Origin of the sequence: Candidatus Sulfotelmatobacter sp., from assembly GCA_035498555.1 — a bacterium.
GTDB lineage: Bacteria > Eisenbacteria > RBG-16-71-46 > RBG-16-71-46 > RBG-16-71-46 > DATKAB01.
Genome location: DATKAB010000078.1, coordinates 1 through 19,698 on the forward strand (window position 1 = coordinate 1; position 19,698 = coordinate 19,698).

Annotated in this window: 19 protein-coding genes; 7 read left to right on the top strand and 12 right to left on the bottom strand. The window is 68.1% G+C overall.

Annotated elements, in window-relative coordinates:
- Positions 1 to 212: 212 nt before the first annotated feature.
- The 4 genes from VMJ70_06895 to VMJ70_06910 all read right to left on the bottom strand — a co-directional run bounded on the left by VMJ70_06895 (position 213) and on the right by VMJ70_06910 (position 2,663).
- Complete coding sequence (locus tag VMJ70_06895; protein HTO90845.1) at positions 213 to 854, bottom strand: LON peptidase substrate-binding domain-containing protein; 642 nt, start codon at positions 852 to 854, stop codon at positions 213 to 215.
- Between the two features lie 74 nt (positions 855 to 928).
- Complete coding sequence (gene bcp / locus VMJ70_06900) at positions 929 to 1,408, bottom strand: thioredoxin-dependent thiol peroxidase (GenBank protein HTO90846.1); 480 nt, start codon at positions 1,406 to 1,408, stop codon at positions 929 to 931.
- Between the two features lie 79 nt (positions 1,409 to 1,487).
- A complete protein-coding gene (locus VMJ70_06905) occupies positions 1,488 to 2,102 on the bottom strand; it encodes a Fe-Mn family superoxide dismutase (protein ID HTO90847.1) in 615 nt (204 codons plus the stop codon).
- 99 nt (positions 2,103 to 2,201) lie between these two features.
- Entirely contained in the window at positions 2,202 to 2,663 is a 462-nt protein-coding gene (locus tag VMJ70_06910) for a hypothetical protein (protein ID HTO90848.1), read from the bottom strand.
- Between the two features lie 154 nt (positions 2,664 to 2,817).
- Between VMJ70_06910 and VMJ70_06915 the strand changes: the two genes are divergently transcribed.
- Complete coding sequence (locus tag VMJ70_06915) at positions 2,818 to 3,390, top strand: peroxidase-related enzyme (GenBank protein HTO90849.1); 573 nt, start codon at positions 2,818 to 2,820, stop codon at positions 3,388 to 3,390.
- 9 nt (positions 3,391 to 3,399) lie between these two features.
- Here the strand turns inward: VMJ70_06915 and VMJ70_06920 are convergent, their stop codons facing one another.
- The 6 genes from VMJ70_06920 to VMJ70_06945 all read right to left on the bottom strand — a co-directional run bounded on the left by VMJ70_06920 (position 3,400) and on the right by VMJ70_06945 (position 9,149).
- Positions 3,400 to 3,987 (bottom strand): DinB family protein, encoded by a 588-nt coding sequence (locus tag VMJ70_06920; GenBank protein ID HTO90850.1) that lies wholly within the window; start codon positions 3,985 to 3,987, stop codon positions 3,400 to 3,402.
- Positions 3,988 to 4,049: 62 nt separating this feature from the next.
- Positions 4,050 to 4,751 (bottom strand): creatininase family protein, encoded by a 702-nt coding sequence (locus VMJ70_06925; GenBank protein ID HTO90851.1) that lies wholly within the window; start codon positions 4,749 to 4,751, stop codon positions 4,050 to 4,052.
- Positions 4,748 to 5,965: a glycosyltransferase gene (locus VMJ70_06930; protein HTO90852.1), complete on the bottom strand. Its 1,218-nt coding sequence runs from the start codon at positions 5,963 to 5,965 to the stop codon at positions 4,748 to 4,750. Before VMJ70_06930 ends, VMJ70_06925 begins: the two co-directional genes overlap by 4 nt.
- A gap of 4 nt (positions 5,966 to 5,969) precedes the next feature.
- Complete coding sequence (locus tag VMJ70_06935) at positions 5,970 to 6,764, bottom strand: hypothetical protein (GenBank protein ID HTO90853.1); 795 nt, start codon at positions 6,762 to 6,764, stop codon at positions 5,970 to 5,972.
- Between the two features lie 5 nt (positions 6,765 to 6,769).
- Entirely contained in the window at positions 6,770 to 7,789 is a 1,020-nt protein-coding gene (ispH, locus tag VMJ70_06940) for a 4-hydroxy-3-methylbut-2-enyl diphosphate reductase (protein ID HTO90854.1), read from the bottom strand.
- Between the two features lie 115 nt (positions 7,790 to 7,904).
- Positions 7,905 to 9,149, bottom strand: a complete 1,245-nt coding sequence (locus VMJ70_06945) for a tetratricopeptide repeat protein (GenBank protein HTO90855.1) — start codon at positions 9,147 to 9,149, stop codon at positions 7,905 to 7,907.
- Between the two features lie 164 nt (positions 9,150 to 9,313).
- On the opposite strand from VMJ70_06945, the gene VMJ70_06950 reads away from it, so the two are divergent.
- A complete protein-coding gene (locus VMJ70_06950; GenBank protein HTO90856.1) occupies positions 9,314 to 11,095 on the top strand; it encodes a phosphatidylglycerol lysyltransferase domain-containing protein in 1,782 nt (593 codons plus the stop codon).
- Positions 11,096 to 11,113: 18 nt separating this feature from the next.
- On the opposite strand, the gene VMJ70_06955 is transcribed toward VMJ70_06950, so the two are convergent.
- Positions 11,114 to 11,920: an enoyl-CoA hydratase/isomerase family protein gene (locus VMJ70_06955; GenBank protein HTO90857.1), complete on the bottom strand. Its 807-nt coding sequence runs from the start codon at positions 11,918 to 11,920 to the stop codon at positions 11,114 to 11,116.
- Between the two features lie 117 nt (positions 11,921 to 12,037).
- Between VMJ70_06955 and VMJ70_06960 the strand changes: the two genes are divergently transcribed.
- Together VMJ70_06960 and VMJ70_06965 are read left to right on the top strand one after the other, a co-directional pair.
- Entirely contained in the window at positions 12,038 to 12,916 is an 879-nt protein-coding gene (locus VMJ70_06960) for an alpha/beta hydrolase-fold protein (protein HTO90858.1), read from the top strand.
- A gap of 58 nt (positions 12,917 to 12,974) precedes the next feature.
- On the top strand, positions 12,975 to 13,826 hold the full coding sequence (locus VMJ70_06965) for an energy transducer TonB (GenBank protein HTO90859.1): 852 nt from the start codon (positions 12,975 to 12,977) through the stop codon (positions 13,824 to 13,826).
- Here the strand turns inward: VMJ70_06965 and VMJ70_06970 are convergent, their stop codons facing one another.
- Positions 13,827 to 14,660 (bottom strand): enoyl-CoA hydratase, encoded by an 834-nt coding sequence (locus tag VMJ70_06970; GenBank protein HTO90860.1) that lies wholly within the window; start codon positions 14,658 to 14,660, stop codon positions 13,827 to 13,829.
- A 127-nt stretch (positions 14,661 to 14,787) separates the two neighbouring features.
- Between VMJ70_06970 and VMJ70_06975 the strand changes: the two genes are divergently transcribed.
- The 3 genes from VMJ70_06975 to VMJ70_06985 form a co-directional block, all read left to right on the top strand.
- Positions 14,788 to 15,120 carry a hypothetical protein gene (locus VMJ70_06975; GenBank protein ID HTO90861.1) on the top strand — a complete coding sequence of 111 codons (333 nt, stop codon included), beginning with the start codon at positions 14,788 to 14,790 and terminating at the stop codon, positions 15,118 to 15,120.
- Positions 15,121 to 15,397: 277 nt separating this feature from the next.
- Positions 15,398 to 17,743: a TonB-dependent receptor gene (locus VMJ70_06980; GenBank protein ID HTO90862.1), complete on the top strand. Its 2,346-nt coding sequence runs from the start codon at positions 15,398 to 15,400 to the stop codon at positions 17,741 to 17,743.
- A 216-nt stretch (positions 17,744 to 17,959) separates the two neighbouring features.
- Positions 17,960 to 19,698: TonB-dependent receptor plug domain-containing protein (locus VMJ70_06985; protein ID HTO90863.1), on the top strand; the 1,739-nt coding region annotated here is incomplete at its 3' end.

Sequence of the window (19,698 nt, forward strand, 5' to 3'; positions counted from 1 at the left end):
CGCAGTGTCGACAGCGGAAGCGGGGAATGCAACGGGGTAGACACTGGCGGGTGAAGGAGCCGAAGCGGACCCAGCGCCAGCCCGAGGGGCTCAAGTGGAAGCGGCACCACGGCCTGGGGCAGAAGGGTGGCTTGAACGAATTGCCGGAGAGGTCCATGGCCGGGATCGCTCTGCACGATCCCCGCCATCAACACTCTCCGCCACACAACCGCTCAGTTGTGTTCGCCGCTGCCCGGCGCGCGCTCCCCGCCCGCCCTCATCCGCCGCTCAAGCCACTCGCGCGCCTGTCGGCCGCGCTCGATCACGCTGTCGAGCTCCAGCAACGCGAGCTTCTCGGCCGGCGACATGGGCGACCCCGCGCATACCGCGTTGACGAGCGCCTCGTAGGCCAGTTCGTTCCCGGGCGGTTCGGCGCCGCGCGCCGCCGCCAGCCGCTGGCAGGCGTCGAGCAGCGCCTTGCGCTCGATCCGCACCAGCGGGTCGTCCTCGGGATAGGGATGCTGCGGGCGCAGCTCGACGGATGCGGCCCGGTACGGATACTCGCGCGTGATGCGAGCCAGGCGCACGCGTGAGACGCCGCGTACCAGCAGATCGTAGCAATCGTTGGGGAGCCACTCGACATTCTCGATTCGCGCGAGGCAAGCGAGTGGATGGAATTCGGGGCTGCCGGCGTAATCCTGTTCCCAGCCGGGCTTGAGCAGCGCCAGCGCGATCATCCGCTCGGCCGAAAGCGCGTCACGCACCATGGTGCGGTAGCGCAGCTCGAAGATGTGGAGCGGTACGGCCACGTGCGGGAACAGCACGAGGCCGGGCAGGGGAAACACGGGAACCGGCTGCCTGGGACCCTGTTCCACCGGCACCTCCGCGCCAGGGCGGGCGAGCGGGGCCGCGACGTCTACGAACTTCGTTTCAGCAGCTCGGCGACGACTCAGTCTTCCTTGACGAACTCCAGCACATCCTGAACGTGCCCGTCGACCTTCACCTTCGGCCAGATCTGCGCGATCCGCCCGGTGCGGTCGATCACCACCGTAGTGCGCTCGATGCCCATGTACTTCTTGCCGTACAGGTTCTTCTGCTTGTACACGCCGTAGAGCTTCGAGACCGAGGCGTCCTCGTCGGAGAGCAGCGGGAAAGGCAGCTTGTGATGATCGCGAAACGCGAGATGGGATTCCATCGGATCGTTGGAAATCCCGAGCAGCACGACGTTCGCGCGCTCGATCTCGGCGTAGTTGTCGCGGAACGAACAGGCTTCCTTGGTGCACCCGGGAGTCTCGTCCTTCGGATAGAAGAACAGCACCACGGTGCGCTTTCCCTTGTACTGCTTGAGCGAGATGTTCTCTCCGGTGGTCGAAGGCAGCGTGAAATCCGGCGCTGGTTTTCCGATCACCGGCAGCAGGCTGACTGCCATGTTTCCTCCTGGAAGCACGGGCGGGCTCCGTTCGGAGCCCGCCGCGTGGGGGTACGACTCCCCTTCGGTCTCTGTTGCGTTACTTGGCCACTGCCTGCATGGCGAGCGCCTTGTCGAGATTCGCGTTCACCGCCCCCCAGTCGAGGTTCTGGAAGAACGCCTCGATGTACTTGGCGCGGGCGCGCCCGTAGTCGAGCCAGTAGGCGTGTTCGTACACATCGAGGGCGAGCACCGGGGTGGCATTCCAGAGCGGAAACGTGTTCTGCGCGTCGCCCACCACCGTGGTCAGCGTATTCCAGTCATGGTCGTAGGCGAGCCACACCCAGCCGCGCGCCGCGAGCCCCGATGCCTTGAAGTCCTGAAGCCAGCCATCCACCGACGGAAAGTCGCGACCGATCAGCTCGGCGATCTTGCCGGTGGGGGCGCCGCCCTTGCCGCCGAGGTGGCCGAAGTAGGTCTCGTGATTCTTCACGCCGCCAATCGCGAAGGAAAGATCCACGCGGAGCGAGCGAAGATCGCTGAAGACCTGGTTGGCGCTGCCGCGATCCACGGTGCCGAGCTTGTCCTGGATCTCGTTGGTCTTGGCGACGTAGCCTTTGTAGAGCTCGTAGTGCTCTTCCATGGTGCGCTGCGAAATGCCGCTCAATTCGCGAATGCTCGGGAAGGTTCTGGGGGTCAGCTTGGGGAACGGCATGAGACACCTCCGTGACGGAAGAGGCGCTGGAATCGCGCCTCGGATTGCGTTCGCTGGCGGTGGGAACGAGGCCGAAGTTAGCCCCGGTGAATGGGAGTGTCAACCGCTGGATGGACGCGCGCGCACGCCACGCGCGCTGCGAATCTTCCCGGTTCTCACCGAATCCATCAGCGCGTCGAGACGCGGCCCGCTGATCTCGCACGACATGTCGGAGGCCTTGCATCCGGCCAGGGTGTAGCCGCAGCCGCAGGTGCAGCGCTCGCTGTTGGCGAAGCGTAGGAAGATCTCGCGCTGGGCGGGCGTGAGCGGCGAGAGATCCATGCCATTGACCTCGTCGTGCCACCGCGCCTTGATCGCGCTCGAATCGACGGAAGCGCCGCCGTCGCGCGGCAGCCCCGCCATCGCCTTCGCCACGACGTCTTCGCCGGGATGGTCGAGTTCGGCCGCCGTCGGCGGGGAGGATTTCGGCGCCGGGCGCGGCGCGAGCGGACCGAGCGCCACATAGGCGCCGGCCAGCACCAGCAGCGCCGCCAGGACGCCGACCCAGAGCGTGCGATTCACGCATCGACTCTAGGCCGTCGCGCGGCGCCCGGACAAGCGAGCCGGCCGCTCCGCGCTTGCAATTTCATGACGGCGCGCCGCGTTGACCCCGATCCGACCGCCACCTACCATGCCGCGTTCCGCCTACAACCCCTGCCCCCCTTCGGGAGCCACCATGAGCTGGATCCGTTCGATCGCGCGCGAGCAGGCCGACCCGACTCTCCACCAGCTGTTCGACCGCATCGAGCAATCATCCTCCAGCGGCCAGCTCGCCTCGCTGTGGCAGGGCCTCGGGCTGGACCCCGCGGGCCTCGAGCGGATCTGGGCGCTGTATCGAGCGCTCATGAGAGACCCCGCCCCACTTTCGCGAGCCCAGGTGGAGGCGATCGCGGTGGTGGTCTCGGCCACCAACGGCTGCGGCTACTGCGTCGCGCATCACGGCCCGAAGCTGGCGGCGGCGCTCGGCAACGACGCGGTGGCGCACGCGGTGGCGCTCGACTATCGCGAGGCCGATCTGCCGGCGCGTGATCGGGTGCTGCTCGACCACGCGGTCGCGCTCACCTGCGAACCGGAGGAACGCACCGCCGCCGATATCGAGCGCCTGCGCGAGTACGGTTTCGACGATGCCGCGATCCTCAAGGCCACCGAGATCACGGCCTACTACAACCTCACCAATCGGCTGGTGCAAGGACTCGGCGTGCGGCTCGAAGCGAACCGCACGCCGTGGGAATTCGAAGCGCAAGAATAGGAACGCCGGCTACATCCCCGCCTTTTTCCCCGCCGCCGCCTTCTTGGCGGCCTCTTCCTGCCGCGCGGTCCACGGCGGCGTCACGCCGTTCATTCGCGCGTAGGCGATCGACTGGCCCAGATGCTCGTGCGAGTGGCTCACCAGCGACATCAGCACCGACAGCTTGGTCTTCTTGTTCCCGAAGAAGTCGACCTCCGTCCCCATTTCGGATTCCGGCGTGTTGTTGATCGCGTCACTCGCGAATGCGTACGAGTCCTTCAGCATCTGTCCGAGCTTGGCCTTGTCGGGCGTGGTCTTCTCGAGCCCGTCCAGCTCCTGCATCGACATCGGCGGCTTGGCGCCGACCACCGAGGCGAGCTGATAGTTGGCGGCCACCACGTGCAGGTAGACCTCGCGCACCGAACGCACGCCCTTCTCGGGCCGCCAGTCGTACTTCTTGTCGGGCATCGCCGCCGCCAGCTCCTCGATCTTGCCGCCCGCGTCCATCATGCTCGCCACCATCGCGGACTTGATCGCGGCATCGTCGGCGTGGAGCGCACGCGGCGCCATGACCCCGATCGCCGCCACCAGAAACAGCGCAGCCAGGATTCGCTTCATCGACGGCTCCTTTGGGTATTGCGACGCGCGACGCGCGCATCGCCAAACGGCCGGGAACGCTCTCACAGCCAGCCCGACTGCATCAAATCTCGCGTCTCCTCGACGGCCACGCGCCAGAGCACATCCATGTCCGAATCCGGACGCTGATAGCGGCCGCCGAAACTGCCGTCGCCAATGAACTCTCGAATTGCCGCAGGATCGCGGCCTTGAAGCTTGCTCAGATCCAGCATCGGCTTCGGCGTCTCGGGCGGCGTGACGCCGGGAACTCGCGTGAAGGTGAAGCTCTCCATCCACGAGGCGTGCGAGGCGTTCGCGTCGATCTCCTGCACCTTGGCCAGCACGCGCGGCGCGTTCCACCAGTTGTGGAGCTTCACCTGCACGCCGTGCTGGTCGCCGATCCACTCGTGGATGACGCTTCCCACCGGACTGTTTCCGCCGTGGCCGTTGACCACCAGGATCCGGCGGAATCCTGAAGCGGCCAGCGAATCGAAGACGTCGCGCATCACCGCGAGCAGCGTCTCGACCCGCATGCACACCGTGCCGGGATAGGCGCGGAACATCGGGGTGATGCCGTAGGAGATCACCGGGAAGACCGGGATGCCGAGCGGCTCGGCAGCGTCGAGCGAGACGCGCTCGGCCAGCAGCGAATCGGTGGACAGGCTGAGCTGCGCGTGCTGCTCGGTGGAGCCGAGCGGGACCACCGCGCGGTCGTCGCGCTCGAGCCAGGCTTCGACCTGCCGCCAGTTCATGGCACTCACTCTCATGTCGCCCTCGCTTTCGCTTCGTTGTAGATCGCCAGCAGCCCATTGACGTGGCGCGCGGGATCACCGACCTCCCGCACGCGGGCGCGACCCGCCTCTCCCCAGCTCGGCGCGCGCGGATCCTCGAGCGCGCGCTTCAGCAGAGCGCCGATCGCCGCCGCGTCGCCCGGCGGCGCGACCAGTCCGGTGACCTCGTGCTCGACCAGTTCGGGCAGCCCGCCGATCCGGGCCGCCACCACCGGGCGAGCGTCCAGCAGCGCCTCGGCCACCGTGTAGCCGAAGTGTTCGTAGAAGAGACTCGGGGCCACGACCGCCGCGCTCCGGGCGCGGAGATCTGCCAGCGTCGCGTCCTCGAGGTGGCCGAGTCTCTGGAGGTTCGCCACGCCCTGGCCCTGGAGCCAGTCGCCCAGCGGGCCCTCGCCGGCCACCCGCAGCGGCGCCGGCGCGATGGCGGCGGCGATCGCCGGCAGCAGCCGCACGCCTTTTTCCACCGACAGCCGGCCGGCGAAGAGCGCGAAGCGATCGGGCGCCGCCTCGCGGGTCGAGCCTTTTTCCGTGGCGGGCTCGACGCCGTGCGAGAGCAGGCGCAGCCTGGCGCGAGGCACGCCGAACTCGATCGCCTTGTCGAGGACGAACCGAGACGGCGCGATCCACAGCCGGACGCTGTCGTAGGCGTGCCGCGCCTCGTGCAGGTAGGCCTCGACCATGCCGATCGCGCTCCGGGCGCGCGACTCCTGCACGCAGCCGGTGGCGAGAGACCGCCAGTGGCGCCCGCCCTTGCAGCGCTCGCACGGACCATCGTGCGCGAACAGGATGCGATTCGTGCACCACGGTTTCCAATCATGGAGCGTCATCACCACCGGGACTCCCGCGCGGGCGAGCGGCTCGAACACCGACGGGGTGAGATGCCGGCTCGGCGCGTGAAAATGCGCGACGTCCGGCCGGAACTCGTCGAGCAGCCCGTCCATCGCTCGCGCCGCCGGCGCCGACCAGAACACGCGCGGCAGTTGCGCGATCTGGCCGAGGCCTCCACCTTCGGTGAAGTCGGCCGGTGGCGCGAAATGCTTGGCGGTCGGACTGGGAAGATTGCGCGGGTCGCGCACCGCGAAATGTGCGACTTCGTGCCCCGCGGCCGCGAGCCAGCGCGACTCGTCGAAATAGGTGCGTTCCACGCCTCCCTTGAGCCAGTGGAAGGCGTTGACGAGCAGAATACGCATGGCGCTACGCGATGACTTCGGCGGCGATCTCGAAGCGAATCAGGGCCGCGCCGAACCCCGGCAGCGACTCGTAGGCCCGCACCTCGCCGGTCAGATCGCGCGACAGGAATCCGCGCAGCACTTCGAGATGGCGCCAGCCAGCCTCGGCCGGCGTGCGCTCATCGCGGTCGTGCTCCAGCGCCGGGAGCTGGCCCCAGTCGCCGCGCCGCAGCGCCTCGAGCACGCGCTCGTCGAGCTCGCGGGTCTGGGGATTGCCGCGCTTGAGATTGAACTCGTGCGGATTGAAGGTGAGGCCGCCGCTCACCACGAACGCGACCCGCGTCTTCCAGGCGGCCAGCGCTTGCCGCAGACAGGCGCCCCAGCGCCGGTGCTCGTCGGAGGTCGCGCTCGACAGCGATGCCGGCACCACGCTCGCTCGCCGCGTTCGCGCCAGGAAGTGCAGCGGCACCGACGCGCCGGTGTCGACGCCGCGCCTCGCCGCGCTCGCGCGCAAGCCGGCCCTTCGCGCTTGCTCGACGATCGCGTGCGCCAGCGCCGGCGCACCGGAACAGTCGTAGCGCGGCTCGACGCCGAAGCCGGGCAGATCGATGAGCGAGCGGTGCTCGCGCGCGTCGTCGGCGTGAAACGCGCCGGCGCTGATCCAGCGCGACGACACCACCACGAACGCCTCGGGCCTCTCGGCCTCGAGCTCCGCGGCCTCGGCGGCGAGCGCCGCGAGCATCTCGGTGGGGGTGCCGCGCTGCTCGTCGATCAGCAGCGTCGGCAGGCTCGGCACCAGCAGCGCGCGCGAGGTCAGCATGCGGGTCAGTGATGCCGGATCTTGAATTCGGTTTCGGCGCGATCGGCGGCCCGCTGATTGCCCGCGCCGACTTCGACTCCCTGCCGGCGTGCCACCGCCAGCAATTCCCCGGGCAACGGGAACATCACGCGCTCCTCGGCGAGCCGGAATTCCTCGACGCGGTAATCGCCGAGCGCGCAGACCCGCTCGACGCAGGCCCGCACCACGTGCTCGGGCGTCGAAGCGCCGGCGGTGATGCCGACGTTTCCGGAGAGCCACTCGGGGCGAATGTCTTCGGCGGCCTCGATCAGGTGGGCGCGGGCGCCGAGCTGCCCCGCCACCTCCACCAGGCGATTGGCGTTGCTGCTGGTGGGCGCGCCCACCACCAGCACCACCCGGCAGCGATTCGCCAGCTCCTTGACCGCGTCCTGGCGATTCTGGGTGGCGTAGCAGATGTCGGCCTTGGCCGGCTCCCGCACCGCGGGAAAACGGCGCTTGAGCGCCTCCACCACCGCGCGCACGTCGTCCACCGACAGCGTGGTCTGAGAGATGTAGGCGACCTTGTTCGGGTCCGGCACTTCGAGCGCCTCGGCTTCGGCCACGTTCTCCACCACCACGATCGCATCCGGGGCCTCGCCCTGCGTGCCTTGCACCTCGACGTGCTGGCGATGTCCGATCAGGACGATGGTGTAGCCGTTCCTGGCGTAGCGCAGCGCTTCGAGATGGACCTTGGTCACCAGGGGACAGGTGGCGTCGAGCGCCTTGAGGCCACGTTCCGCGGCTTCGCGCCGCACCGCCGGCGAGACGCCGTGCGCCGAGAAGATCACCACCGAGCCGGGCGGCACGTCGGAGAGGTCGTCGGTGAAGATCGCGCCCTTGGCTCTGAGCGCCTCGACCACGTGCCGGTTGTGAACGATCTCGTGTCTCACCCAGATCGGCGCTCCGTAGACCTCGATCGCCATTTCGACGATGTCGATGGCGCGATCGACGCCGGCGCAGAAGCCCCGCGGCGCGGCGAGAAACAGGGTGTTCGGAGCAGTTTTCAAGCGCGGGACTCCGGGTTCGAGTCGGCCGGACAGCGGCACTCGAAACTAGCGGATGGCGCGCGGGCCGTCCACGCGCCGCACCGTGCCGGGCGCCTGGCGGCCCGGCGTCCGCACCTCAGGGAATGCCGGGTTTCGGCAGTCGCGCCCCGGGCTTTCGCGTCGAATCGCGCTTCGCGGCCTCGAACGCCGCGATGCTGTCGGCGGCGAAGAATGCGCGCAGGGAATCGGGCGCGCTGCCGCGCAACTCGGCGATCATGCCTTCGGCACGCCCTTTCGCGTCCGGCTCGGGGTAGAGCAGTTGAGCACGTCGCAGTTCCACCAGCGACGAACGCGCGTCGCCGGCCGCCCCGTAGGCCACGCCCAGGATCATGTGGGCGTCGCCCGATTGGGGATGGAGTCGAACGCCTTCACGGCCGATCTCGAGCGCCACGTCCCGCCTGCCCTTTCGCGCGAAGTACTGCACCGCGTCGAGCCGCGCGTCTTCGTCGTCCGGAGCGCAATGCAGCCATCGTCGATACACGTCGGCGATCTCGTCCTCGCGGCCGAGCGCCTGCAGCGACTGCACCTGCCCGCGATAGGCCATGACGGCGATGCTGTCGCGCTCGGCGCCGGTGCGATAGCTGGCCAGCGCCTGCTGGTAGTGACCTTCGCGCGCGTCGAGATTCCCGAGGTTCACCCACACCAACCCGTCTTTCGGATCCACCCTGGCCGCGCGCAGATAGAGCTCGCGCGCTTCCTTTCCTCGCCCGCGATTCGCCAGCAAGACGCCGAGATCGCGCAGCTCGTCGGCTTCGAGCGGCGGCAGATCGATGGCCATGCGAAAGGCGTGCTCGGCGTCGTCGAAGCGCTTCGCCTGCGTGTAGGCGTAGCCGAGCGCGCGCCAGTTGGCGCCATCCCGAGGGAATGCGCGGGCGAGCAGCTCGAGCTGTTTGATCCCGCGCTCGATCTCGCCAACGCGCACCAGCGCCACGCCGAGTTGACGCGCCGCGACATGATTCTCGGGATGGTGCTGCACTTCGGCGGCATAGCACTGCACCGACTTCGCCAGCCAGCCATAGGCCTCGTAGATCTGACCCATGTGCTGGTAGGCGCCCGGCAGCGTGGGGTCGAGATTGACGGCGTTCTGGTACTCCACCACCGCCGCGGTGGGATTGCCGTCGGACTCCAGCTTCTTCGCGCGCGCCAGATGCTCGCGCGCGCGCTGCGAGCGGGTGCGGGTCAGCGTGTCGGCCGCGTACGACCGCCCGGGGATGAGCAGCGGCTGCGGTGCGCTCTCGGGCGCATGAGAGGTGTCGGGGCGCGCCGGAGTGAGAAGGAAGGGGCCGGAGGGAGCCGAGGTATCGGGGGCGGCGGCGCCCACTACCAGAAGAAGACAGAGCGTGGCTTGAAGCAGCAGTGGAGCCTCGAATCGGGAGGTCGGCCCGGTGCGCCGAGGGGCGAGCCGAGCCAGTATCGCCGCGGGCCGAGCGGCCGGTCAACGCGGCGCGGCCCGCGCCGCCTGTGCTACCGTTCCCGCGATCGGACATGAATCGCGCGCTGACACGTCACCTGCTCGCCCTCGCGGTGGCGGTGATGGGAGTCATCGACCTGTGGTCGGCCCTCCTCTCCCGCCCGCCCGACCGCCTGATCGCGCTGCGGCGCCTGCTTCCGACCGACGTCCTCGACACCAGCCGGACCTTCACGCTGGTGGCCGGCGCTCTGCTGCTGGTCACGGCCTCGGGGCTGTGGCGCGGCAAGCGACGCGCGTTCGTCGCCGCGCTCTTCCTGTCGGCGCTCTCGGTGCCCGTCAACATGCTCAAGGCGTTCGATTTCGAAGAAGCGACGGTGGCGGCCGGCCTGCTCTTCCTGCTCGGCATCAGCGGCGACGCGTTTCGCGTGAAGAGCCGCGAGCTGACCTTCCGCGCGCTGCGCTCGGGAGCCGCCTGGTTCGTGCTGGCGTTCGCCCTCTACGCGGTGATCGGCTGCTGGATGCTGGAATTCCAGTTCGGCGAAACCACGTCGATCGCGCGAGCGAGCAGCGAGGCGTTGTACCGCGTGTTCGGGATCGGCAGCCCGTCGCTGTCCCTGCCCGCGACCCTGACGCGCCACCAGGAACACGTGATCACGTGGTTCCTCGATTCGCTGGCGCCGATCGGGCTGATCGTCGCGCTGGGTCTCGCGATCGCCGCCCTGCGTCCGGCCACCTACCGGACCCGCCATCGCCAGGAAGTGGCGCGGGTCGCCGAGCTGGTGCGGATCTATGGCGACAACTCGGTGGCGGCGTTCGCCCTCGATAGCGACGCCGACTACTTCTTCAGCGCCAACCGCCGCGCGGTGATCGCCTACCGGTTCGAGTCCGACACGCTGCTCGTGATCGGCGATCCGATCGGGCCGCCCGAGGAAATCCCTCCGCTGCTCCAGGCGTTCTCCGAGTACTGCCGCGAGCGTGACTGGCAGTTCGCCTTCTTCCAGGCGCGGCCCGAACGCATGGCCGACTACCGGCGGCTGGGCTGGCGCGCACTGCACATCGGCGAGGATCCGATCCTGTGGACCGACCGCTTCACGCTGGAGGGCTCCGCGGTCGGCGAACTGCGGCGAGGAGTTCGCAAGCTCGAGCGCCAGGGCCTCGAGGCGCGCATCTTCGTTCCCGGCGAGAATCCGTTCGATCCCGACCACGATTCCGAGGGGATGCTCGACCAGATGAAGGAGATCTCGGCGGAATGGCTCAGCCACAAACAGGGCGGCGAGAAGGGATTCTGCATGGGTCGCTTCGATCCCACGCGGCTCGATCAGCACCTGCTGGCGATCGCCTGGAATCCGCCGGCCCGGCGGGTCGAGGCGTTCTGTGCGTTCGTGCCGGTGTGGGCGCGCCAGGGCTGGGCGATCGACCTCATGCGCCGGCGGCACGACGCGCCGACCGCCACCATGGAGTTCCTGGTGGTGAAGACCCTCGATCGAGTGCGGCAGCGGGGGGACGCGTTCGTCTCGCTGGCGCTCTCCGCGCTCGCCAAGGTTCCCGATGAGGCGCCCGCCGGCGCCGCGGCCGCAGCCGTGACCGGCATGGCGACTGCTCCGAGCACTCCCCCGGAAACGCCGGCCGGCGACGACGCGGCGCGCACGTTCCTGATGGACGCGCTGGCCCGCTACTACGATTTCAAGGGGCTGTTCCGGTGGAAGCGGAAATTCAATCCCGCCTTCGAGGACCGCTTCCTGGTGTTCTCGGACCCGATGGCGCTGCCGCGCGTGGCGCGGGCGCTGCTGCGGGTTCAGACGCCGGCCGGCTTCGCGTCTTACTTCCGGGCGCGGCGAGAGCGGGCCGCGGCGTAGCGCCGCGGCCCCCCGACCTCACTTTGCGCTGAAATTCGCCTTGCGCTTCTCGACGTAGGCGGCGAGCCCTTCCTTGGCGTCGTCGCTCTGAAAGAGCTGCTGCTGCAGCTCGCGCTCGACCGCCAGCGCGCTCTCGAACGGGATCTCGACACCAGTCTGCACCGAGCGCTTGATCCGTCCCACCGCCTTGGCGGCCTTGTTGGGCGGGCAGAAGCCCTCGGCGAATTTCTGGAGCTTGTCCAAGAACTCGTCGGGCGTCGCCGTTTCCCAGATGTGATTGACGAGGCCGATCTGCATGCCTTTCTCGAAATCGAAGGTCTCGCCGGTCACCATCAGCTCGATGGCGGTCGACTTGTTGACCAGCCGCGCCAGGCGCTGGGTGCCGCCGGTGCCGGGCAGCACTCCAAGCGACACCTCGGGCAGACCGATCTTGCCCGCGCCCTTGCGAGCGATGCGAATGTCGGCGGCCATCGCGATCTCGAGTCCGCCGCCCACGGTGTGGCCGTTCAGCGCCGCGATCACCAGCTTGGGCGTGTGCTCGAGACGATTCAGGGTCTCGTTGGCGTGCAGGCAGAAGAAATACTTGAAGGTGGGATTGACGGCCTTGAGCATGTTGATGTTCGCGCCCGCGCAGAAGAACTTCTCGCCCGCGCCGCGCAGCACCAGCACGTGCACGTTCTCGTCGAAGCGGGCCTGCAGGATCGCGTCGTCGAGATCGCGCATCATCTCGTAGGTATAGGTGTTGGCCGGCGGGTCGGTCAGCTCGAGCCAGGCCACGCCGTTCTTGACCCGGTATTCCACCAGTTTGGTCTTGGTCGCTTCCATCGGGAATTCTCCTGAATGTGCGCGGGAAAGGCGCGCGAAGGGCGCGAAAAGTGGAGTTCGGATGATAGGCGGGGCCTCCGCGAGCGTCAACGCGAGCGACTGTGGCAGGATCGCGGGATGAGGTTCGGACTGTCGGTCATTCTGCCCCTCGCCGTTGCCGCGGTGGCGGCGTGCCCACCGGCGCTCCGCGCCGCTGACAGCCGCGTGCAAATGATGCGCATGCGATCCGAGTCGCTCAACGACCCGGGCCACAGCGTGCGCGTCTACCTGCCACCTTCCTACCACGATCCCACGGCCAGCGATCGCCGCTATCCGGTGGTCTTCCTGCTCCATGGCTGGCCGGGCGGCGACGGCAACTGGTCGGGTCAGGGGCGCTGCGCCGACCTGCTCGATTCGATGAGCGCCCAGGGCGAGATCCCCGAGATGATCGCGGTGATGCCCAACGGCAACGGCGTCGGAACTCTCGGCCGCTCGCTGTGGCTCAACAGCGCCGATGGCAAGTCGCGGATGGAAGACTTCGTCGCCAATGACCTGGTCGCCTGGACCGATTCGATGTTCCGCACTCGAGCCGATGCCGCCGATCGCGTCGTGATCGGGCTTTCGGACGGGGGCACCGGCGCCTTCAATCTCCTGATCCGTCACCCCGAGCGGTTCGGGGGCGCGGGCAGCCTGAGCGGCCGATTCCGGCTCGAGAAGGGAATGGGAATCAATCCGGCGTTGGCCGGCTCGGGCGACGCCGCCCGGGCGTTCCTCAACTCCAACAGTCCCGCTTCGCAGGTGGAGTCCCATGCCGATCAGCTGAGGAAGCAACACCTCTACTTCAGTTGCGGCGCAGGCGACGAGAACCTCGACGACAATCGCGAGTTCCACGCCCTGCTCACCCGTCTCCACATCCCGCATCGCTACGAGGAGTTCAAGGGTGGCCACGGGTGGGGCTACTGGCGGAATCATCTCCGCGAGTCGCTGAAGGGGCTGGCCGGCTCGATGAGCCGATAGTCGCCGGGCCCGGCATACCGGGCTCATGCCCGATCCCGGAGTTGCCGATCTGAAGGCCATGGCCCGAAGACCGGTTGCCGTGGCGCTGGCGCTCGTGCTCGGCACGATGTGGTCGGCCGCTCACGCGCAGGACCTGGGCGAGGACCCGACCTACGTCCGTGGCACCGATCCGCCCCGGTTGCTCTCGCGCGTCGCGCCGATCTACCCGGACGACGCCCGGCGCGACAGCGTCGACGGCGTGGTGCTGGTGAGCGCGCGAGTCGGCCGCGACGGACTGGTGCGGGAAGTCCAGATCAGGCGATCCATCCCGGGGCTCGACGAGGCGGCAGCGACCGCGGCGCGTCGCTACCAATTCCGCGCCGCGAGACGCGACGGCCTCGACTGCGAGGCCTGGGTGCTGGTCCCGGTCCGCTTCGACGATTCGCTGCCACGCGGCGCGTATCGCTCGACCTTCGTTCCCGTGGAACAGACGAGGGCCGACCAGGATTTCCTGCAGGACGTGGCGTCGGTTCAAGACGCCCATCCCGCGATTCCGGGCCCGGACGAATCGGAGGTCCGCCGCCGCATCATGGAGGAATCGTTGTGGCTCGACGTCATCCCGCCGCCCGGCGACGACGCGCTGCTCGCCTTCGCTCGCGGCGACACCAGCGGCTGGCGCCGGACCCCCGAAGGGCACAACGAGGCGCGCGCGCAATGGACGCTCGCCGCCCAGCTGGCGCCGTGGTGGCCGGCGCCGTACCTGCGCCTCGCCGCAGCGCTGATTGCCGACCGCGACTACGTCGGCGCCGCGCGCTGCGCCCGCATCGCGCTCGCCGGCCGGCCCGACGATCCGGCCGCGGAAGCCCTGCTTCGCCGCGCCGGCGAGTCGCGGCAGGGCGAAGCCGCCGCCGCGATGAAGAACCGGAAGTAGCTACTCGAAGCGCGAGGCGCCGCTCGGCTCTTCGCGTCGCGCCGCTTCGCCGGTGAACTTCGGCGCGCGCTTCTCCTCGAATGCGAGCAATCCCTCGGCCACGTCCGGCGCGGCCCAGCAGGACTTCTGCGCTTCGTTCTCGAGCGCGAGACACTCGGCGAGCGCGCGGTGCCTCGAATCGCGCAGCAGACGTTTGGCCAGCCGCACGCTGGTCGCGGGCGACGCGGCCAGGCGCGCCGCGAACTCACGCCACGATCGCTCGAACGAAGCCGGCGGCCAGACGTGCGACACCAGTCCGAGGCGTTGCGCTTCGTTCGCATCGATCGACTCGCCGAGCCAGATGAGCTCGAGCGCGCGGGCGAGCCCCACGAATCGCGGCAGGAAATACGTCCCGCCCCAATCGGGGACGAGCCCGATCCTGACGAACGATTCGACGAAGGTCGCCTGCTCCGAGGCGAGGCGCAGGTCGCAGGCCAGCGCCAGATTGAGTCCGGCGCCCGCCGCCGGGCCGTTGATCGCGGCGATGGTGGGGATCGGAAGCGCGGCGAGCTTCGTGATCACCCGCTCGGCGGCCGCCAGCAGCGGCGTGAGCGCGTCGGGCGGCGCGCCGCCACGCTTCAGCGCGGCCATGTGCTTGACGTCGCCGCCCGAGCAGAACGCACGGCCCGCGCCGGTGATCACCAGCACGCGGGCGTCGGCTCGCGCCGCGACGTGATCGAGCGCGCCGGCCAGCCGCTCGCGCATATCGTCCCCGAACGCGTTCAGCTTCTCCGGCCGATTGAGCGTCACGACAGCCAGCCCATCGCGAATTTCGGTCAGGATCAGATCGGGCATGGGGTCTCCATGGTAGGTGGGTGCGAGTGGAGTGCGCTTCGCGCAGGTTCGCGAGGAATCTTCGGGTTGGCAAGCGGTGCCCATCGAAACGCGACTCGTCTCTTGACGACGGCGGTCTCGCTCGCTCATGCTGCCGCCCGCCATGAAACCCGGCATCGAGCCACGGCTCCCGATCGCGCACGCGAGGTCGACCGCGTTCCGTCGCCTCGCGATTCCCGCGATCCTGCTGGTCTTGAGCCTGGCCCAGGGGATGGCCGGCGTCCATTCCCACGACCTCGGACGCGCAGACGATCACTGCGCCCTGTGCGTGGTGGCGCACACTCCGATCATCGAGTCGCAGGGCCTGCCTCCCGCGCCCGCGCCCGAACGGACCGAGCATCGCCAGATCGTCGCGCCGATCCTCACGCCGCCGACGATCGCCCTTCACGCTGCTCCGAGTCGGGCACCTCCCACCGCCTGACCTCGCCGGCCCCGCGGTGATGCAGCACGCACCGCGCCGGGCCACATCTCCCTCTCTTCTCTAGAGACCACAGGTTCGCCGCTTCGCGAGACGCGGCGGGCCGACGGGTTTGCTCCCTCACCGTCGACGACCGGCGCGACCGCCCATGGCTGGCGCGCTCGGGCAACGCTCCGACTTGAAGGAACGAACCCGGGGACCTCCGGCCATCGGGCGCGACCACCGCCCGGTGCCGCGCGCGGCGAATCGCCGCCCGCGGTGAGGCTGAAAGGACAGGTACATGATGTTGCGAAGTGCCCCTCGCATCTCGGTCGCGATACTCATGCTGCTGGCTTCGCTGGCTTTGTGGCTCATTCCTCGGAGCGGTCACGCGCAGGGCGCCACCACCTCACAGAAGGGCGACCTGTTCGGCTCCGTCACCGACAGCGTCAACGCGCAGCCGATGACCGCGGCCGATGTCGCGGTGCTCAAGGACGGCCGCGTCGTCGCCCACACCAGCGCCGATCCGTTCGGCCGCTTCGAAATCCACGACCTGCCGCCGGGGAGCTATACGGTCGAGGCCCGCTACTTCGGCTATCGGGTCTCGCGCACCAGCGTCGAGCTGCCGGCTTCGGGACAGACCGTGCGGGTCAAAATCCGACTCGCGCCCACCCCGTTTCAAATGCCGGTGACCGAGGTCTCAGGAGCCGGAACCATCGCCCTCGATACCCGCAGCGGTAATCAGGTCTTCCGCGAGGACGAGTACCACGGCTCGCCCATCACCACGACCTCGCAGATCATCCAGCAGTCGCTGGCCGGCGCGGCCCGCGCTCCCACCGGCGAAGTCCACATTCGCGGACAACACGCCGAGTACACCTACTACGTGGACGGCGTGCCGGTGACCACCGGCATCTCGGGCGGGCTGAACGAGCTGTTCACCACCGACGTGGCGAGCCGCATCCAGTTCACGACCGGCGGGTGGGACGCCGAGTTTGGGAACAAGAACGCCGCGATCATCGACGTCTCGACCAAGATCCCATCCGGCGGATTCCACGCTGCGGCCAATGCTTCGGGCGGCACGTTCAACACCAACACGCAGGGGCTCAGCTTCAGCAACCATGCCGACAAGTTCGGCTTCTTCTTCTCGGGAACCCGCCAGGCCACCGACATGCGCCAGGAACCGGTGATGTTCGACACCACCAACTTCAAGGCCAACAACTTCCACAACCACGGCGAGGACTGGTTCGGGTTCGGCAAGGTGCAGTGGAACCCGAACTCGCGCGATCTGGTGAACCTCGACGTCAACGTCTCGACCACCCGGCTCGACGTGCCGTACGACTCGACCGGCGGCGTGTTCCTCGACGACGAGCAGAAGGAACTGAACGGCTTCGAGAACCTGGGCTGGCGCCGCAGTCTGGGGAACCCGGAGGGCTCGCATTCGGAACTCTTCGCGGCGGTGTTCGAACGCCACGGATCCCTCAAGTATCTGCCCGGACCGAATGACGACCCGAGCTTCATCTTCTTTCCGGATCCCACGCCCTACAACCTGAGCGAGGATCGGAACTTCAGCTCGACCGGCGCCAAGGTCGACTTCCAGGCGGATCCGCGGCACGGCCTCGAATGGAAGGTCGGGGCCGCCGGCTCGTTCACCAGCGGTCACGAGCGGTTCACCACCACCGACGCCGCGGGACAGCCCGGCCCGACTTCCGATTCGGATCTCAAAGGTCACGATGTGGGGGGCTACGCGCAGGCGGCACTGCTGGTCGGCGAGCACTTCGAGCTCCGCCCGGGCGTGCGCTACGACAACCACAACGCACCGTTTCTCGGCACCGTGGACCAGGTGAGCCCGCGCCTCAAGCTGAGCTACTTCGTCACTCCCGCGACGACGGCATGGCTCTACTACGGCCGGCTCTTCATGCCCACCAACGTCGAGGACCTGCGCGCGATCACCAGCGTCGCGGACAGCGGCGTGACGACTCAGCCGACCAGGCCCGAGAAGGACGACTTCTACGAGGTCGGTGTCGTGCATCGCTTCCCGGTCGGCGTGGTGACCAAGCTGTCGGGCTACTACAAACAGAGCCGGCCCGGCATCGACGACAACACGGTGCCCGGCTCGGCGATCGTCACCTCGGTCAACATCGACCACGTGGACATCACCGGCATCGAAGCGGTTCTCGAAATTCAGCCGCCGGGGCCGCTCTCGGGCTATCTGAATTTCGCGCTCAATCATGCCTGGGGTCACGGGCCGATCACCGGAGGGTTCTTCGCCGAAGACAACCCCGAAGGTGATTTCGACCTCGACCACGACCAGCGCATCTCGAGCGTCGCGAACCTCACCTGGACGAAGCACTCGGCCTTCGCCAGCGCCACCGGGATCTACGGCACCGGTCTCACCAACGGAAACGAACCCGACGCGAGCTACGGGACCGGGCTGTTCGACTTCAACAAGTCGATCCACGTGGATCCCAACTTCATCGTCAATCTGGCGGGCGGCTATACGTTCGCGCTGAAGAACTCGTTCATCCGTCCCCAAATCTTCCTGGACAACGTCTTCGACAATCACTACCTGCTGAAGGGCGCCTTCTTCAGCGGCGCTTCGGTCGGGAGGCCCTTCAGCATTCAATTCAGACTGGACGTCGGAATGTAGACATGACCGGGTCTGCGTCCGTCACGGAAGCGCTCGCCGGGACGGGACAGGCGATTGCGGATTTCACAGGTTCGCATCCGCCCTGACTTCGGCTCCGGCTTGACATCGACGCCCTGAGCGCCGGCACGATCGAGGAGGTCGTGCCGGCGCGAGCAATTCAACGGACGGCGCTCGCGCGGGGAACGCACGCAAGTCCCGTCGGCGGAGGTATTCGTCTTGTTCGTTGGACCCGGGCGTCTCGGACACGGCGGCGGCGTCCAATTCATGGTGGTCTTTCCCGCGGGATTGATCGGCCTTCTCCTGACCCACCCGCCGGCGGTCCGAGCGGAGGGTCTCGCCGCTCCCGCCGACACGACCGTGAAGCACGCGGCTGCGGACAGCATCGAGGTGAAACTCACCCTCCCGGCGTTCGAGGTGAAGGGCTCGTACGAGGGTTCGCTCGCGCCGCGTTCGGCCGCGTCGCAGGGTTTCGTGGCGCCGAAGGAACTGGCGCGCGTGCCGATGCTTCGGGCCGGCGACATCCTCGAGAGCGTTCCCGGCGTGCTGGTCAGTCAGCACAGCGGCGAGGGGAAGGCCAACCAGTACTACCTGCGCGGCTTCAACCTCGACCACGGCACCGACTTCGCGACCACGATCGCCGGCGTCCCCGTGAACATGCCGACGCACGCCCACGGACAAGGCTACACCGATCTCAACTTCGTCATCCCTGAACTGGTGAGCGGGGTTCAGTACCGGAAGGGCACGTACTCGGTCGAGGATGGAGACTTCTCGAGCGCGGGCTCCGCCAACATCTCGTATCGAAACACGCTGCCGGGCCCGATGGCTTCGCTCACGACCGGCGAGGACGGCTATCGCCGGGTGCTCGTTGGCGCTGCTCCTCGTCTGGGATCCGGCAGCGCGCTGGGCACCCTCGAGCTCATCCGGAACGACGGCCCGTGGGTCCACCCGGACGACTATCGGAAGATCAACGGACTGGTCCGCTACAGCAACGGCACCCCGGAGCGCGGCCTGAGCGTCACCGCGATGGGTTACGACGGCCGGTGGAACTCGACCGACCAGATCCCCGAGCGGGCGGTGTCCTCCGGCGAGATCTCGCGATTCGACGCGATCGACCCGACGGACGGGGGATCATCGTATCGCTACAGCCTCTCAACGGAATTCCAGGATGTCGGCGCGCAGTCCCTCACCAAAGCCAGCGCCTACATTCTCGCCTATCGGCTCGACTTGTTCTCGGACTTCACCTACTTCCTGGACGACTCGCTCCATGGAGACCAGTTCGAACAGGCCGATCAGCGCGTCGTCTCAGGGCTCCGCATCTCGCACGTCATCATCTCCGGAACGCGCGATCGCCAGACGCGACAGATGATCGGCGTGGACGTCCGCAGTGACAACATCGCGAGTGTCGGGCTCTTCCATACCGAGGCACGACAGCGGCTCGCCACGGTCCGCGAAGACCAGATCGCCGAGGAAAGCGCGTCGCCTTTCGTGCAGAGCGACGCGCAATTGTTGTCGTTCTTGCGCGCGATCCTCGGGGTCCGAGCGGATCTCTACCGGTTCAAAGTGACGTCCAGCTATCAGCCCTTCTCGGGATCGGACGTCACCGGCATTGTGTCACCCAAGGCCTCGCTGATCCTCGGGCCATGGCGAGGGTTCGACCTGTACTTGAATGGTGGATACGGCTTTCACTCCGATGATGTGCGTGGCGCGAGCTTCAGTTCGAGCAGCGGAGCTCAGGGAGTTTCCGCAGCGGATGGAGTACAGGGGGCTGTCCAACACTTCCCGGTGCAGGGCGGGCCGCCGGTCCAGCGCAGCGCACTGCTCGTTCGTACCAAAGGCGCCGAGGTGGGTGCGCGGCTCGCCGGTGAGTCCCGCTGGTCTACCAGCGCATCGCTGTGGGGGCTCGACATCGCCTCGGAGCACCTCTTCCAAGGAGACGCCGCCACGACCGAGCCGAG